This is a genomic window from Pseudomonas sp. REP124 (genome assembly GCF_020164475.1).
In the GTDB taxonomy this organism is placed as follows: Bacteria; Pseudomonadota; Gammaproteobacteria; order Pseudomonadales; family Pseudomonadaceae; genus Aquipseudomonas.
Window position 1 is genome coordinate 44,580 of record NZ_JAIQWX010000010.1, and the last position, 14,079, is coordinate 58,658.

A 14,079-nucleotide genomic window follows, 5' to 3' on the forward strand; every position below is an offset into this window, starting at 1 on the left:
AGCAAGCCCGCTCCCACCCTTGATTAGTGTGACTCATGGACCTCACCCGAACCCTGATCATCGGCAACTCCGGCTCCGGCAAAAGCTGGCTGGCCCAACGTCTGTCAGAACACCTGCACCTCCCCCGCACCGACCTCGACCCCATCCACTGGCTATCCGACGAGCACAGCCTCCCCCGTCCCCGTGGCGAAGCGCTGAGCATGGCGCGTGTGGCGACCAGTGAAGAGCGCTGGGTGATCGAAGGGGTTTATGGCTGGATCATCAGCGAACTGCTGGACCGCGCGACGGCGCTGATTTGGCTGAGCGTTGACGACGAGGAATGCGTCGCCAACATTCGCCAGCGTGAGGAGAAGGACGACGAGCGAGTGATGGCGATGCTGGAGTGGGCGGGGAGCTATCGAACGCGGGAGGGGTCCAGTGGGTTTGCGGCGCATCGGCAGCTGTTCGAAAACTTTGCTGGCTCAAAAATACAGCTGAGCAATCGCACCCAAATCACGGCATTCACCGTCCCCCTGTAAGAGCTGCCGGAGGCTGCTCCTAAAGGGCGTATGGTTTTACATTGGGTTGATGGCCCGGCTCACCCCTCTCACAATCATCTCCACCTCACGCTCATCAATAGTCAGCGGCGGCAGCAGGCGGATGGTTTGGCCGCGGGTCACGTTGATCAACAGGCCGTGATCCCGGGCGGCGATCAGGGTCAGGTCGCGGATGGGTTGTTTGAGTTCAATGCCGATCATCAGGCCCTGGCCGCGGATGGCCAGGACGTTGGGGTGGTCTGCCAGTTCCATGTTCAGTCTCTTGAGCAGCCGTTCGCCCTGTAGCCGGGCGTTATCCCGCAAGCATTGTTCTTCGATGATCTCCAGCACCGTGCAACCAACCCGGCAGGCTAGCGGGTTGCCGCCGAAGGTGCTGCCATGGCTGCCGGGGGTGAAGATTTCGGCGGCTTTGCCACGGGCCAGGCAGGCGCCGATGGGGACGCCGTTGCCCAAGCCCTTGGCCAAGGTCATGACGTCGGGAACGATGCCTTCGTGCTGAAAGGCGAACCACTGGCCGGTGCGGCCGATGCCGGTCTGGATTTCGTCGAGCATCATCAGCCAGCCGCGCCGACTGCACAGTTCGCGCACGGCCTTGAGATAACCCGGCGGCGCCAACTGCACGCCGCCTTCGCCTTGGATCGGTTCCATCAGCACGGCCACGACGCGTTCACCGTGGTCCTGATACATCCGCTCCAACGCCCTCAGATCGCCGAATGGCACCTTGATGAAATCCCCCGGCAATTTATTGAAACCCAATCTAACGGCCGGGCCATCGCTGGCGGACAGCGTGCCGAGGGTCCGCCCGTGAAAGGCGTTTTCCATGACCACCACCAAGGGTTGCTCGATACCTTTGTGCCAGCCGTAAAGCCGGGCGATTTTCAGTGCCGTTTCATTGGCCTCGGCGCCGGAATTGTTGAAGAACGCCCGATCCATGCCCGCCAGTGTCGTGAGCCTGTGCGCCAGCCGCTGTTGCCAGTCGATGCTGTAGAGGTTCGAGGTGTGCAGCAGCAACCCGGCCTGCTCGCTGATGGCGGCGACGATTTTCGGGTGGGAGTGGCCAACGTTGGTCACCGCGACACCGGCGACCGCATCCAGGTATTCACGCCCGGCCTGATCCCACAGTCGCGTGCCCAGGCCCTTGTCGAAACTCAGGGCCATCGGTTGGTAAGTGCTCATCAGGCAGGCGGCGGTCATAACATCAAGCTCCAGCAATTGTGGTTGTTTTTGCAGTATGGTTAGCCACCTGAGCTGGATAAACTCGCTAACACTTCAATCATTTTAAAGCTGAGCTTGATAATGGATCTGTTCCAGGCAATGACCGTTTACGTGCGGGTGGTTGAGGCCGGCAGCATGACCGCCGCCGCCCAGCAGTGCGAAATGTCCACCACCATGGTGGGCAATCATCTCAAGGCGTTAGAGCAACGTCTGGGTGTCCGCCTGCTCCAGCGCACGACACGTCGCCAGCGCCTGACGGAGTTCGGCAGCGCGTATTACCAGCGCTGCCTTGAAGTGCTGGGGCTGGTGGCGGACTCCGAACGCCTGGCCGAACAGACCCTCGACGAGCCCAGCGGCACCCTGCGTATCACCGCCCCGCTGACCTTCGGCACCGAACGTCTGGCGCCGGCCTTGAGCGAGTTCAGCCTGCACAATCCACGGGTGAAGCTGGACGTGGTGCTGACCAACCGCCGCCCGGATCTGCTGGACCATGGCTTCGACGTGGCCTTCCGCCTGGGCGCGCTGGAGCCTTCGAACCTCATCGCCCGCCCGCTGATTGATTACACCTTGACCATGTGCGCGTCGAAGGAATACCTGGCCCGTCACGGCACCCCGCAGGAGCCGGAAGACCTGCAACACCACAATTGCCTGGCGTTCGCCTACCCGGCCGGCGATGACTGGCAGGCAGTGGCACGGCAATGGCGCCTGAATGGTCCGGATGGCGAAATCGTGGTGGCGGTCAGCGGTTCGCTGGTGATCAACAGCTCGGCAGGATTGCATCAGGCCGCGCGCACCGGAATGGGCATCGTGATGGTGCCCGATGCGCTGGTGGAGCCGGATCTGAAGTCCGGCAAGCTGATCCCTTTGCTAGAGCGTTATCAACTGCCGAGCCGACCGATGCATCTGGTATATGCCCAGGATCGCCATCGGCTTCCCAAACTGCGCCGTTTCGTCGACTTCGCCATGGACATGTGGGGCAAGCACTAGCCGCCCCCGTAGGGCATGAATTAATCTCCGCGCACGACTGATCATTTTGATATCAGGCAGGGAGAGCAGCGATGGATGAAACATCGAACACCGAACCGGTGAAGTTCGACCTGTCGGGCATGAACGACAGCATGTTGCATACCATCATGGAGCTGGTTAGCGACGGCATCTGGGACTGGAACGCCAACACCGGCTTCGTCTACCGCAATGCACGCTGGTACGAGATGCTCGGCTATTCGCCACACTCTCTGGATAACAACGTGCTGACCTGGGAAAACGTCATCCACCCCGATGACTACCCGCAGGTCATGGCCCGCTTCGATGATTACCTGAGTGAACGCAGCCCCGCCTATCAGGCCGAGTACCGCTGCCGTACCCATGACGGCGATTACATCTGGATCGAAGACCGTGGTCATGTGATTGCCCGCAACGAAGACGGTTCAGTGGCGCGCATGGTCGGCGCGCACCGCAGCATCGAGGACAGGCGGCGCCTGCTCGAAGAACTGCAGCGACGCAATCACTCGCTGGAAGCGATGATCGAAGAGCGCACCCGGGAACTGTCCCTGGTCAACGAGCAACTGCAATTGCAGCTCGAAGAAAACCGCAAACTGGCGCACACCGATACCCTGACTTCCATCGCCAATCGCTATCGCCTGGAACAGCTGCTGCCCCAGGCCTGCGAGCGCGCCCAGCGCTTTCGCGAACCGCTGTCGGTGATCGCCATGGACATCGACGATTTCAAGAACATCAACGATCACTACGGCCATGCTTTGGGCGATGCGGCATTGGTCCACGTTGTGGAAAATCTGAAGCGCTTCGTGCGCGAAGGCGACTTGCTGGCGCGGTGGGGTGGCGATGAGTTCATCATGACGCTGGCCAACACCTCGTTGGCCGACGCCAGAATCCTCGCCGAGGACATACGGCATGGTCTGGCGGAGTTGCTGCCGGTGGGGGATTTCCAGGTGACGATGAGTTTTGGCGTGGTGCAGCGTTTCGATGAAGAACAGCAAACCGGGTTGATGGCGCGGGCTGATCAGGCGCTGTATCGGTCGAAGATTGCGGGCAAGAATGTGATTTCTGGATAGCCCAGACTCCCCTTCAATCAAGCCGAACACATACCTGTGGCGAGGGGGCTTGCTCCCGTTGGACTGCGTAGCAGTCCCATCTTTTTGGGGCCGCTTCGCAGCCCAGCGGGGGCAAGCCCCCTCGCCACAAAGACCTCATCGCCTACGCGAGTTCCTGACTGACTACCCCCTCACATCTGCCCTTTCACCAACACCGGCTTCTCCTGATAACGCTCCGGATACAGCTGCTTGAGCTGCGCCACTTTCGGCAGATCATTGATCACGATGTAGGGATAGCTCGGATGCTCGGTCAGAAAGTCCTGGTGCTCTTCCTCCGCCGGATAGAAACCGTTGAAGCTTTCCAGCTTGGTCACGATCGGCTTATCAAATGAATGCGCCGCATCGAGCTGGGCGATGTAGGCCTGGGCGACTTTTTGCTGCTCGCTGTTTTTGGTAAAGATCGCCGAGCGATACTGGGTACCGGTGTCCGGTCCCTGGCGGTTCAGTTCGGTGGGGTTATGCGCCACGGAAAAGTAGATCTGCAGCAAAGTGCCGTAGCTGACCTGACTCGGGTCATAGGTGACCTCCACGGACTCCGCATGGCCAGTATCACCATCGCTCACGCGCTCATACTGCGCCGTATTGGCCGCCCCGCCCGCGTAACCGGAGACCGCGTTCTTCACGCCTTTGACATGCTGGAACACACCCTGAACGCCCCAGAAACAACCGCCGGCGAATACTGCGGTTTCGCTATGGGCCTGGGTAACCTCATCAAGGGTTGGCGGTGCAATCAGCACCGCTTCTTCAGCGCCGCCCAGAGAGAATGCCGAGCATTGGCCGATGACGCCGGCAGTTACCAGCCCCAACAGCGTACGACGCCAGGTGAACAGGGTTTTCATGGGTAGAACTCCTGAAAATTTTTAAGGGCTGTCAGCCGAAGGTGAACGCGTAGGCCGATGCGCCCGGATCCAGAAACTCGATGCTGAAGGTCCGGTCCTGCACGCCGCCGTTCTGGCGTACCAGTTGATACAAACGTTGTTCGGTCACCGTGCCGCTGCCATCGGGCGCCACGTCCATGCCATGGTCGTTTGCGGGAGCCTTGCCATCGATCAGCACCTTGAAGCGTACTGGCTTGCCGTCCGCGCCGGGGCTCAGTACCAGATGCAGGTCACGGGCGTGGAAGCGGTAGACGATGCGACTGTCCGGTGCACTGGCCGTGGCGTGCTCGGGGCCGACTTTCCATTGACCGTCCAGACTCCAGTCGTTGAGCGCCAGTTGCGCAGGCGTCTGGTAGCTCGACACCTTGTCCGGCACCAGGCTGGTATCCGGCACGAAATGCTCCGCACGCTGGTAGCCGACGTAGGTTTCCGGCGATTGAACTTCGTTGTTGTCCGGCGCCATTTGCACGCCATCGGCCTTGGCGTTGATCAACCCGTCCGACACCTTGCTGGCACCGGCCTCACGCAGCAATTGCTGGATGACCCGCTCCGACTCGTCGTACGCGCCTTCGCCGAAGTGGTGATAACGAATGCGTCCTTGGGCGTCGGCGAAATAGTGCGCCGGCCAGTATTCGTTGTTGAAGGCTCGCCAGATCTTGAATTCGTTATCGATGGCTACCGGGTAGCTGATACCCAGGTCTTTCATGGCTTTGGTGACGTTATCGACGTTGCGCTCGAAGGCGAATTCCGGCGCATGCACACCGATCACCACCAGCCCCTGGTCACGGTACTTCTCGGCCCAGGCTTTCACGTAGGGCAAAGAACGCAGGCAGTTGATGCAGGAGTAGGTCCAGAAATCCACCAGCACGACCTTGCCTTTCAGCGCCTGAGCATCGAGCGGCGGTGAATTGAGCCACTGCACGGCACCGTCAAGCGGCGGCAGCTTGCCTTCTACCGGCAAGGTGCTTGCGCTGACGGGCATTGCGCCGTCGGACGACGGTTTTTGCGCCATCATCGCCGTGCTGTTGCGCGGTGATTTACCCGCCAGCTGCTCTACCAGAGCCTGTTCGATTCCACCGGTGGACGCCGTCGAAACCCGCGCCAGAATCCCGGTGTCGAGCCCCAGCGCAATAGCAGCCACACCGGCCAGCATTGCCGCACCGAGGCCGCGACGCAGCCACTCGCCAGCCCCGATGGAACGCTTCATTGCCGCGAACACTTTGCCACCCAGCAGCAAGGCCACGGCGAGGGACGTCGCGGCACCAGCGGCATAAGCCAGCAATAACAAAGTGGTGGCGATGCTCGCGCCCTGCAAGGCAGCGCCGGTCAGCAACAGACCCAGGATCGGCCCCGCGCAGGGTGCCCACAGCAAACCAGTGGCGACCCCGATCAGAAACGAAGCGCCCGGACGTGGCCGAGCATCGGCTCCCGCTTTCTCGGACAAACGACTTCCCGCCGCAACCAGTGGTCGGGTCAGGCGCTCGGCCAATTGCGGCAGCAACAGCGTCAGGCCGAACAGCGCCACGAACACCAGCGCCAGCCAGCGCCCGTACTGATTGAGCTGCACCACCCAACCCCCGCCCACCGCCGCCAGCGTGGCGACGAAGGCGAAGGTCAGCGCCATGCCCGCCAACAGCGGCAAGCCACTTTTCACGAACGGCTGGCCAGTGCGAGCAAAGACGAACGGCAGTACCGGCAAGATGCACGGGCTGACGATTGTCAGCACACCACCGAGATAAGCGAGGACCAGAAGCCACATAGCGTCGACCTGCAAGAGTGAGGAAAGGAGTCGGGATCAGACCGGCCGGAATGTCATTGCCAGGCCGTTCATGCAGTAACGCAGCCCGGTAGGTTTCGGCCCATCATCGAAGACATGCCCCAAGTGCCCGCCACAACGCCGGCAGTGCACCTCTTCGCGAACCATGCCGAAGGTGCGGTCCTGGCGGGTCGCCACGGCCTTGTCCAGCGGCGCCCAGAAACTCGGCCAACCGGTGCGGCTGTCGAATTTGGTATCCGAGGAAAACAACGGCAGCTCGCAGCCAGCACAAGCAAACGTACCTTCACGGTGTTCGTTGTTCAGCGGGCTGCTGTAGGCCCGTTCGGTGCCCTCTTCGCGAAGGATCTCGTACTGCTCGTCGCTGAGGATGGTGTGCCATTCGCTATCGCTGTGGGTCACTTCGAACACCTCCGCCGCTTCGGCCTCGCTGATCAGGACAGACCGGCCGGCAAATTTTGGCAATACACCGACGGCCAGGACTGCAACCCCCAGCCCGCCGGTCGCCAACAGAAATTGTCGTCGTGAAAAATGTTTTGAGAGCATTGCCGTCTCCAAAAATCCAGGGCCCTTCATGGAACAAAGCCTAGGCTTGGGTTGATCGCCAAATCCTCACGAGAAGTTAAACAATTCGTGATAACTGCGGCTCCGTAAAACCCGCACAATGTGCCCATTGCGTCGAAGGATTGAACTGGATGGAACAGAACAAACGCGTCCTCGTGGTCGAGGACGACCTGCACATCGCCGACCTTATCTGCCTGCATCTGCGCGATGAGCAGTTCGAGGTGGTGCACTGCGCCGATGGCGATGAAGGCATGCGCCTGCTGCAGCAAGGAAACTGGGACGCACTGGTTCTGGACTTGATGCTGCCAGGCGTCGATGGCCTGGAAATCTGCCGGCGCGCCCGCGCCATGGCCCGCTACACGCCGATCATCATCACCAGCGCCCGCTCCAGCGAAGTGCACCGGATTCTCGGGCTGGAGCTGGGCGCCGATGACTACCTGGCCAAACCGTTTTCCATGCTCGAACTGGTGGCGCGGGTCAAAGCTCTGCTGCGCCGGGTCGACGCCATGGCCCGCAACCTGAAGATGGACGCCGGCAGCCTGAACATCGACGGCCTGGCCATCGATCCGATCACCCGCGAAGCCTCTCTTGAGGGGCGGCGCCTGGACCTCACGCCGAGGGAGTTCGACCTGCTGTATTTCTTCGCGCGCCAGCCCGGCAAGGTGTTCTCGCGCATGGACCTGCTCAATGCCGTCTGGGGTTACAGCCACGAGGGCTACGAGCACACGGTCAATACCCACATCAACCGCCTGCGCTCAAAGATCGAGACAGATCCCGCGCAACCGGCACGCATCCTCACGGTCTGGGGACGCGGCTACAAATTCGCCACTGGCGAGGAGCCACAAGCATGAGGTTGACCCTCACACAACGCCTGTCCCTGGTGTTCGCCGTCCTGCTGCTGGTGTGCTGCGGCACTTCGGCGTGGATGCAGGTGCGCTCCAACCAGATGCATGAACAGGAAGTGGTGCAGGGGTTGTCGCGGGATCTGGCGCAACACATCGCCCGCGATACGGTTTTGATGGATACCCGGGGCTTGATGCCCAATGCGGTGCGTGACCTGTTCAGCAAGCTGATGCAGGTAAACCCCAGTGTCGAGGTATATCTGCTCGATCCCGCTGGGAAGATCGTCGGCAGCGCCGCACCCGAGGGTCGGATACATCGTGAGCAGATCGATCTGGCGCCGATCCAGCGCCTGCTCAAGGGTGATGCCTTGCCGATTCTTGGCGACGACCCGCGCAGCGCCGATGCCCGCAAGGTGTTCAGCGCGGCGCCGTTGATGGTCGATGGCAAGCCGGCGGGTTATCTCTACGTGGTGCTGCTCGGCGAGGACCATGACCGCCTTGCCGAACGTGGTGCCACCAGTGCCGCGCTCAATACCGCGCTACTGTCGATCGGGCTGGTGGCGCTGCTGTGCCTGATTGCCGGTCTCACCGCGTTCGCCTTGATCACCCGGCCGTTGCGACGCCTGACCGACAGTGTCAGCCAGTTCGACATCGATGGCATTCCCGTTACGCCAACGCCCTCCCCGCCTGTGGATAAAAATGCCAGCCACGATGAAATCGCCATCCTCGACGCCACCTTCCGCCAGATGCAGGCACGCCTTGGCGAGCAGTGGCGCTCGCTGACCCGCCAGGATCAAGAACGCCGCGAGCTGGTGGCGAACATTTCCCACGACCTGCGCACACCGCTGGCGTCCTTGCACGGTTACCTGGAAACCCTGTCGCTCAAGGACGCCACGCTGTCTCCCGCCGATCGCCGTCGCTACCTGGGCATCGCGCTGGATCAGAGCCGCAAGGTTGGTGGGCTGGCGCAATCGCTGCTGGAGCTGGTGCGACTGGAGCATGGTTTTGTGCAGCCGATTCTGGAGCGTTTCTCCCTGACCGATCTGGCCCAAGACATCTTCCAGAAATTCGAACTTACCGCCGAAGCGCGGCAGGTGGAACTCAAGGCCACCTTTGCCCCCAATGTTTCAGCGGCGTGCGCTGACCTGGGATTGATCGAACGGGTGCTGACCAACCTGTTCGACAATGCCCTGCGCCATGTGCCGCAAGGTGGCGAGATCGAACTGAGCCTGCGACCGCAAAGCTCATTCATTGAAGTCACCGTCAGCGATACCGGTCCCGGTATCGCCCCCGAATTTCGCGAAGGCCTGTTCCTGCGTCCGTTCAACATTGGCGGTGCGCGGCGCGACGGTGGGTTGGGTCTGCGAATCGTGCATCGCATCCTGCAGTTGCATGGGTGCGAGATTCAGTTGGTCGATGTGCCGGGGCGTGGGGCGACCTTCCGGTTTTCACTGCCCAAGGATGAAGAGACAGCGGCGCGGGTGATGAGCCTGAATGCACAGGACCAAGTCTGAAAAACCGCGGACCTGCCTTTGTAGGAGCGAGGCTTGCCCGCGAACAGGCCGGCAGCCTCACCACCTCTATCGCCTGAAACACCGCCTTCGCGGGCAAGCCTCGCTCCTACCGGATTTGTGATCGTCCACAAGGTTGTGAGTTGCATGAAACTGTCCATCCGGCCATTGCTCCGTGACAACACCGTCCCGGTCCAATAGGCTAGTCGGCCGGAAAAAGCCCCTGCGCTTTCTCGCCCTATTCAAGCTGAAAAAAGTAGTGAAATTTCAATGTCCGATTCCAATACCGCTGAAACCGTAGTCACCCTGTCGTCCAAAGCGGAATACGAAAACTCCATCAATCTTTCACAACACGTCTCCCAGGCCAAAACCATCAGCGAGATGGTGCTGGACGCTTTCCAGTCCAGCCGCGAAAGCGAGCAGATTCGCGAACTGCGTGCAGCGATTCGCCAGGCGCACGACAGCTTCGACGATGACCGCGCCTATGAACTGATGGGCCAGCTCAAGCAGCTCAAGGACGCTGAAGCTGCCGATATCGCGGCCCTGGAAGACCTGAGCAGCAAGTTTCCGATCAGCCGCATTCTGTCGAGCTTCAAGGACGACCCCGCGTTTCAGGAAATCGTCTACGGCCTGGCCCTGAAGGTGCTGAACCAGACCCATCAAGCCATCAGCAACCCGAGCGGCGGCAAAAGCAAGGCCGCGCGGCCCAAGAAAGAAGCCGAAGTGTTCACCATCAGCAAGGACGGCATCAGCGTGACCCTGCCGCTGCGTACCCCGCGCTCGCGCCTGAACGTTGACCGTGAAGCGCTGGAATTCCTCGGTTTCAACTTTGTGGGTGAAGGTGAGGAGGCGGAGCTGGAAAGCGAAACGTTCATGGACAACAGCGGCGCTGAGCAGGCGGCCAACCGCAAGAACATCATCACGGCCTTGCAGCAGCAGACGGCGTTTGATGGGTACAGCATCGCTGCGCAGTAACGCACACCTGAGACTGAACTCTCTGTAGTGAGAGGACTTTGTGGCGAGGGGGCTTGCCCCCGCTGGACTGCGCAGCAGTCCCATCTTTTTGGGGCGGCTTCGCCACCCAACGGGGGCAAGCCCCCTCGCCACAAACAGCGCCCCGCCTCAGATAGGTGACAGCCTTGCCAAGAGCCCCGCCCCGCGCGGGGCTTTTTATTGCCCGCGATTCGGGCAAATACGCGATTAATCTTCCAGTATCGACGGCAGTACTTCCCTTTACCCAACAGCACCACGGGTCCGCCTGCGGGGAGCGCCTTTCACTTTCCAGCCCAGACCTCAGTGGTGCAACTGCCGAGGTCATCATGAACACGACTCCGTTGTACCGCCAACTGGCCAATCACTATCTGGACGCGATCCGCAGCGGCACCCTGAAAACCGGAGAGCGTTTCCCTTCCATTCGACTGATGATGGAAAAACACGCCGTCAGCCTGTCGACGGCGGTGCAGGTTTGCCGCGAGCTCGAAGACTATGGCGTACTGGAAGCCCGCCCGCGCTCGGGCAACTACATCCGCCAGCCCGACACCCCCGCCAAACCCACCGCAAGCTCCTTGCCCCCGCCGCTGGATACCGGTGCCTACGTCGGCATTCATGAGCAAGTGTCGGCGGTGCTCAAGGCCAGCCAGCGGGCGACGGTGAAAGTCAATTTCGCCAGCGCCTACTGCGCGCCCCAGCTGTATCCGATCAAGGCCCTGCAGGACAACATGATCAAGGCTCTGCGCCAGGATCAGCACCTTTTCGAAACCACCGGCACCACCGCCGGCAATATCGCCTTGCGCAACGTGCTGGCCCGGCGCGCGCTGACCAGCAAGACCCACGTGAGCGCCGAGCGCATCGTGATCACCAACGGCGCCACTGAAGCGATCAACCTGGCGTTGCGCGCGGTGACATCCCCCGGCGATACCGTGGCCGTGGAGTCGCCGACCTTCTACGGCCTGCTGCAAATCCTCGAAAGCCTGAACCTGCGGGTGCTGGAGATCCCGGCCTCAAGCCACAGCGGGATCAATCTGCCGGCCCTGCAACAGGTGCTACTAGGCCCCGAGCGAATCAAGGCGCTGATCGTGATTCCCAACCTGCACAACCCGCTGGGCAGCATCATGCCCGACGCCAACAAGGCGCGACTGGTACAGCTGTGCGCCGAGCACGACACGGTGTTGATCGAAGACGACACCTATGGCGATCTGGTGGACAGCGAGCAGCCGCTGTCCACGCTCAAGCATTGGGATCGCAGCGACAACCTGATCTATTGCGCCTCGCTGAACAAAACCCTGGCCCCCGGCATGCGCCTGGGCTGGATCAGCGCCGGCAAGTGGCACGACCGCGTGGAGATGCTCAAGCACACCCAGTCCCGCGGCTGCGAGGCGCTGACGCAACTGGCGGTCAGTGCGTTCATGGGCACGCCGTCCTATGAGCGTTACCTGCGGCGCTTGCGCAACACCCTCGCCCAGCAACGGTTGCAAATGAGCATCGGCATTCTGCGCAATTTTCCGCCTGGCACCCGGGTGAGCACGCCGGAGGGCGGGACCTTGTTATGGGTGGAATTGCCGCGGGAACATTCGTCCATGGCGTTGTTTCAGGCGGCGTTGAATGTGGGCATTCAGATATCCCCGGGTGGGATTTTTTCTAATGACAAACGCTTCGATCACTTTGTGCGGATCGGGTGTGGGGCGCCGTATTCGCCGAAGATTGATGAAGCATTACAGACCTTGGGACGACTCCTGTCCCTGTAGGAGCGAGCATGCTCGCGATGGACGACAGGACACCGCGGGGTGTCAGGCTGCCAGCGTCATCGTTGACGACCATCGCGAGCGTGCTCGCTCCTACAGGGGTGGTGTTTTAACGGGGATTTTCGTGGAGACAGATGATGTGCGGGTCGTCGTTCCAGTGGGGGAAACGCTCGGCGATCTGCGGGTCGTGGCCGGGGATGACGTGGTCTTCGCCATCGGCCAGACGATCGATTTCAGCGAACGCTTCGAGGGTTTGCGACAGGTCGTCGAGGATCGGAAACGGGCTGCGTTCGCGAATGTTGACCCACAGGTGCGCCGCATCCGACGCCAGCACAATCCAGCCCCGCGCGGTATTGACTCGCACCACCTGACTGCCCGGCGTGTGCCCGCCCACCGCATGCAAGGTCACGCCGGGCAACACCTCGGCGGTGCCACGGTGCAGGCGCATACGCCCTTCGAACAGCGGCGGCAGCGCCGACATCACGTCCTCGACTTCATAGGTTTTGTTCACCGTGCGATGGGCCATTTTCGGCCCGGTGCAGAAGCGCAATTCGGCCTCCTGCAGATGCACCGTCGCCTTGGGAAACAGGGCGAGATTGCCGGCGTGGTCCCAATGCAGATGAGTGAGGATCAGCTGCTCGACCTGCGTCGGATCGATGTCCAGCTGACGTAGGGATTCTTCCGGCAGACGAAACATCTGACGGTTGCGCCGATCAGCCGTGGCCGGTTGAAAGCAGGTGTCGACCACGATCACCTGCTGCTGATTGCGGATCACCCAGAAGTAGTAATCCAGGGGCATCGGCGCATTCGGATCGCCACAGCAGGCGTCGTAGAGAAAATTCTCTTTGGCGGTGCGCTGGGCATTGGCGCCGACACGGATGGCGAACACTTCGTACTCGGGAACGGACATACGATTCTCCAGATTCAGGCGGCGGCGTTGGTTTTGAGGGTCGGGCGGAAATCGAAGTCGATCAGCTCGCTGATCCCAAGGTCCTGGGCCAACTTATGCAGGCCGCTGTAGTCGCGCATGATGGTCGCGTTCTTGCTGCCCTCGCGGGTGTCGGCAATGATCTGCGCGGCGTCCTCGACCCCGAGCTGAGTCAGAATCGCCTCCCACATCGAGTAGTCCTGGGCGACAAAGGCACTCAGTGCCACCGACAAGGTCTGTGCGAAAAATCCCTGCTGCTCAGGCTGCATGTTGGCGTACATGACCTTGGCCACTTCGGCCAGCACCTTGCTGTGGGCGTACTCGTCGCGGTTGTGCAACTCGGCCACGCGGCGGTTTTGCGGCTGAATGCTCTGGTCATCCGCCAGCAGGTCCAGATAGGCGTTGACGCTGATCTCGGCCACCACCGCGAAGGTGATCGCCGCCAGGTCTTTCTGCCACTGCTCGGACAGGGTTTCCCGCAGGGCCTGCAAGCGCAGGTAGGTCACGGACGGCGGCAGGTCCAGGTCCTGATCGATGGCGCGCTCCAGCTTGGTTCGCTCGATGGCCCGCAGGTGCATGAGCGTGTGGTAGTGCTCGTCGATCAGGGTCTGCTGCATGGCCTCGCGAAAGTGCCAGTTGTCCTTGCCCAGGTATTGATTGGCGATGACGCTCAGGGCCGGGTTGACCACATGTTCCTCGGCGGTGACGGTGCGCAGGTTGTAGCCGATCCAGCCCCAGGTCACCACGTTGCTCTTGAGGTCGTCGCTCAAGGCCTGGAATTTTGGGTGGTGAAAAAACGGCACCATTCGCTCCGGGTAATCCGGGCGTGCCGGGTCGAAGACTTCCTCGACCGAGGTCTTTTCCGGCGAGCAGACCGTAGCCCGTCGGGTCCAGGCCTGGTTGAGCCGCACGACCAGTTGATGATCGACCTTGGCGATCTCGATTGCTGTTTGCATGACGCGATACCTGTAGGACGCGT

Annotated in this window: 13 protein-coding genes; 7 read left to right on the plus strand and 6 right to left on the minus strand. The window is 61.3% G+C overall.

Translation table 11 applies throughout. The features are described from left to right. The first annotated feature begins 35 nt into the window (after positions 1-35). Positions 36-518 carry an adenylate kinase gene (locus tag K9857_RS04485; protein WP_224533671.1) on the plus strand — a complete coding sequence of 161 codons (483 nt, stop codon included), beginning with the start codon at positions 36-38 and terminating at the stop codon, positions 516-518. 36 nt (positions 519-554) lie between these two features. Here K9857_RS04485 and K9857_RS04490 read toward each other — a convergent pair whose 3' ends face one another. Further along, positions 555-1,730 carry an aspartate aminotransferase family protein gene (locus K9857_RS04490; protein WP_224533672.1) on the minus strand — a complete coding sequence of 392 codons (1,176 nt, stop codon included), beginning with the start codon at positions 1,728-1,730 and terminating at the stop codon, positions 555-557. Between the two features lie 102 nt (positions 1,731-1,832). On the opposite strand from K9857_RS04490, the gene K9857_RS04495 reads away from it, so the two are divergent. Beyond that, positions 1,833-2,738: a LysR family transcriptional regulator gene (locus tag K9857_RS04495; protein WP_224533673.1), complete on the plus strand. Its 906-nt coding sequence runs from the start codon at positions 1,833-1,835 to the stop codon at positions 2,736-2,738. A gap of 71 nt (positions 2,739-2,809) precedes the next feature. Next, positions 2,810-3,823: a sensor domain-containing diguanylate cyclase gene (locus K9857_RS04500; protein ID WP_224533674.1), complete on the plus strand. Its 1,014-nt coding sequence runs from the start codon at positions 2,810-2,812 to the stop codon at positions 3,821-3,823. A 170-nt stretch (positions 3,824-3,993) separates the two neighbouring features. On the opposite strand, the gene msrA is transcribed toward K9857_RS04500, so the two are convergent. Genes msrA through msrB form a run of 3 tightly spaced genes read right to left on the minus strand, consistent with a single transcriptional unit; the run spans position 3,994 to position 7,060 of the window. Then, the gene (gene msrA / locus K9857_RS04505; RefSeq protein ID WP_224533675.1) at positions 3,994-4,701 is read right to left on the minus strand and encodes a peptide-methionine (S)-S-oxide reductase MsrA; all 708 of its coding nucleotides are present in this window, start codon (positions 4,699-4,701) and stop codon (positions 3,994-3,996) included. A 31-nt stretch (positions 4,702-4,732) separates the two neighbouring features. Next, positions 4,733-6,499 (minus strand): cytochrome c biogenesis protein DipZ, encoded by a 1,767-nt coding sequence (locus tag K9857_RS04510; RefSeq protein ID WP_224533676.1) that lies wholly within the window; start codon positions 6,497-6,499, stop codon positions 4,733-4,735. Positions 6,500-6,535: 36 nt separating this feature from the next. After that, the gene (gene msrB, locus K9857_RS04515; RefSeq protein WP_224533677.1) at positions 6,536-7,060 is read right to left on the minus strand and encodes a peptide-methionine (R)-S-oxide reductase MsrB; all 525 of its coding nucleotides are present in this window, start codon (positions 7,058-7,060) and stop codon (positions 6,536-6,538) included. A 149-nt stretch (positions 7,061-7,209) separates the two neighbouring features. Between msrB and K9857_RS04520 the strand changes: the two genes are divergently transcribed. From K9857_RS04520 to K9857_RS04535, 4 genes are all read left to right on the plus strand, one after another. Continuing rightward, positions 7,210-7,929: a response regulator transcription factor gene (locus tag K9857_RS04520; RefSeq protein WP_224533678.1), complete on the plus strand. Its 720-nt coding sequence runs from the start codon at positions 7,210-7,212 to the stop codon at positions 7,927-7,929. Next, positions 7,926-9,434: a sensor histidine kinase gene (locus K9857_RS04525; protein ID WP_224533679.1), complete on the plus strand. Its 1,509-nt coding sequence runs from the start codon at positions 7,926-7,928 to the stop codon at positions 9,432-9,434. The genes K9857_RS04520 and K9857_RS04525 overlap by 4 nt, the downstream gene beginning before the upstream one ends. A 267-nt stretch (positions 9,435-9,701) precedes the next feature. Further along, complete coding sequence (locus K9857_RS04530; protein WP_224533680.1) at positions 9,702-10,406, plus strand: hypothetical protein; 705 nt, start codon at positions 9,702-9,704, stop codon at positions 10,404-10,406. A 344-nt stretch (positions 10,407-10,750) separates the two neighbouring features. Beyond that, positions 10,751-12,175, plus strand: coding sequence for a PLP-dependent aminotransferase family protein (locus tag K9857_RS04535; RefSeq protein WP_224533681.1), 1,425 nt, complete (start codon positions 10,751-10,753; stop codon positions 12,173-12,175). Between the two features lie 106 nt (positions 12,176-12,281). Here K9857_RS04535 and K9857_RS04540 read toward each other — a convergent pair whose 3' ends face one another. Both K9857_RS04540 and K9857_RS04545 read right to left on the minus strand, forming a co-directional pair. Continuing rightward, the gene (locus K9857_RS04540; protein WP_224533682.1) at positions 12,282-13,082 is read right to left on the minus strand and encodes an N-acyl homoserine lactonase family protein; all 801 of its coding nucleotides are present in this window, start codon (positions 13,080-13,082) and stop codon (positions 12,282-12,284) included. A gap of 14 nt (positions 13,083-13,096) precedes the next feature. Continuing rightward, positions 13,097-14,056 carry a diiron oxygenase gene (locus K9857_RS04545; protein ID WP_224533683.1) on the minus strand — a complete coding sequence of 320 codons (960 nt, stop codon included), beginning with the start codon at positions 14,054-14,056 and terminating at the stop codon, positions 13,097-13,099. Positions 14,057-14,079: the final 23 nt, after the last annotated feature.

Bases quoted from the DNA above. Each gene is read 5' to 3' on its own strand.
- K9857_RS04485 (WP_224533671.1), top strand. From the start codon at position 36: ATGGACCTCACCCGAACCCTGATCATCGGCAACTCCGGCTCCGGCAAA.
- K9857_RS04490 (WP_224533672.1), bottom strand. From the start codon at position 1,730: ATGACCGCCGCCTGCCTGATGAGCACTTACCAACCGATGGCCCTGAGT.
- K9857_RS04495 (WP_224533673.1), top strand. From the start codon at position 1,833: ATGGATCTGTTCCAGGCAATGACCGTTTACGTGCGGGTGGTTGAGGCC.
- K9857_RS04500 (WP_224533674.1), top strand. From the start codon at position 2,810: ATGGATGAAACATCGAACACCGAACCGGTGAAGTTCGACCTGTCGGGC.
- msrA (WP_224533675.1), bottom strand. From the start codon at position 4,701: ATGAAAACCCTGTTCACCTGGCGTCGTACGCTGTTGGGGCTGGTAACT.
- K9857_RS04510 (WP_224533676.1), bottom strand. From the start codon at position 6,499: ATGTGGCTTCTGGTCCTCGCTTATCTCGGTGGTGTGCTGACAATCGTC.
- msrB (WP_224533677.1), bottom strand. From the start codon at position 7,060: ATGCTCTCAAAACATTTTTCACGACGACAATTTCTGTTGGCGACCGGC.
- K9857_RS04520 (WP_224533678.1), top strand. From the start codon at position 7,210: ATGGAACAGAACAAACGCGTCCTCGTGGTCGAGGACGACCTGCACATC.
- K9857_RS04525 (WP_224533679.1), top strand. From the start codon at position 7,926: ATGAGGTTGACCCTCACACAACGCCTGTCCCTGGTGTTCGCCGTCCTG.
- K9857_RS04530 (WP_224533680.1), top strand. From the start codon at position 9,702: ATGTCCGATTCCAATACCGCTGAAACCGTAGTCACCCTGTCGTCCAAA.
- K9857_RS04535 (WP_224533681.1), top strand. From the start codon at position 10,751: ATGAACACGACTCCGTTGTACCGCCAACTGGCCAATCACTATCTGGAC.
- K9857_RS04540 (WP_224533682.1), bottom strand. From the start codon at position 13,082: ATGTCCGTTCCCGAGTACGAAGTGTTCGCCATCCGTGTCGGCGCCAAT.
- K9857_RS04545 (WP_224533683.1), bottom strand. From the start codon at position 14,056: ATGCAAACAGCAATCGAGATCGCCAAGGTCGATCATCAACTGGTCGTG.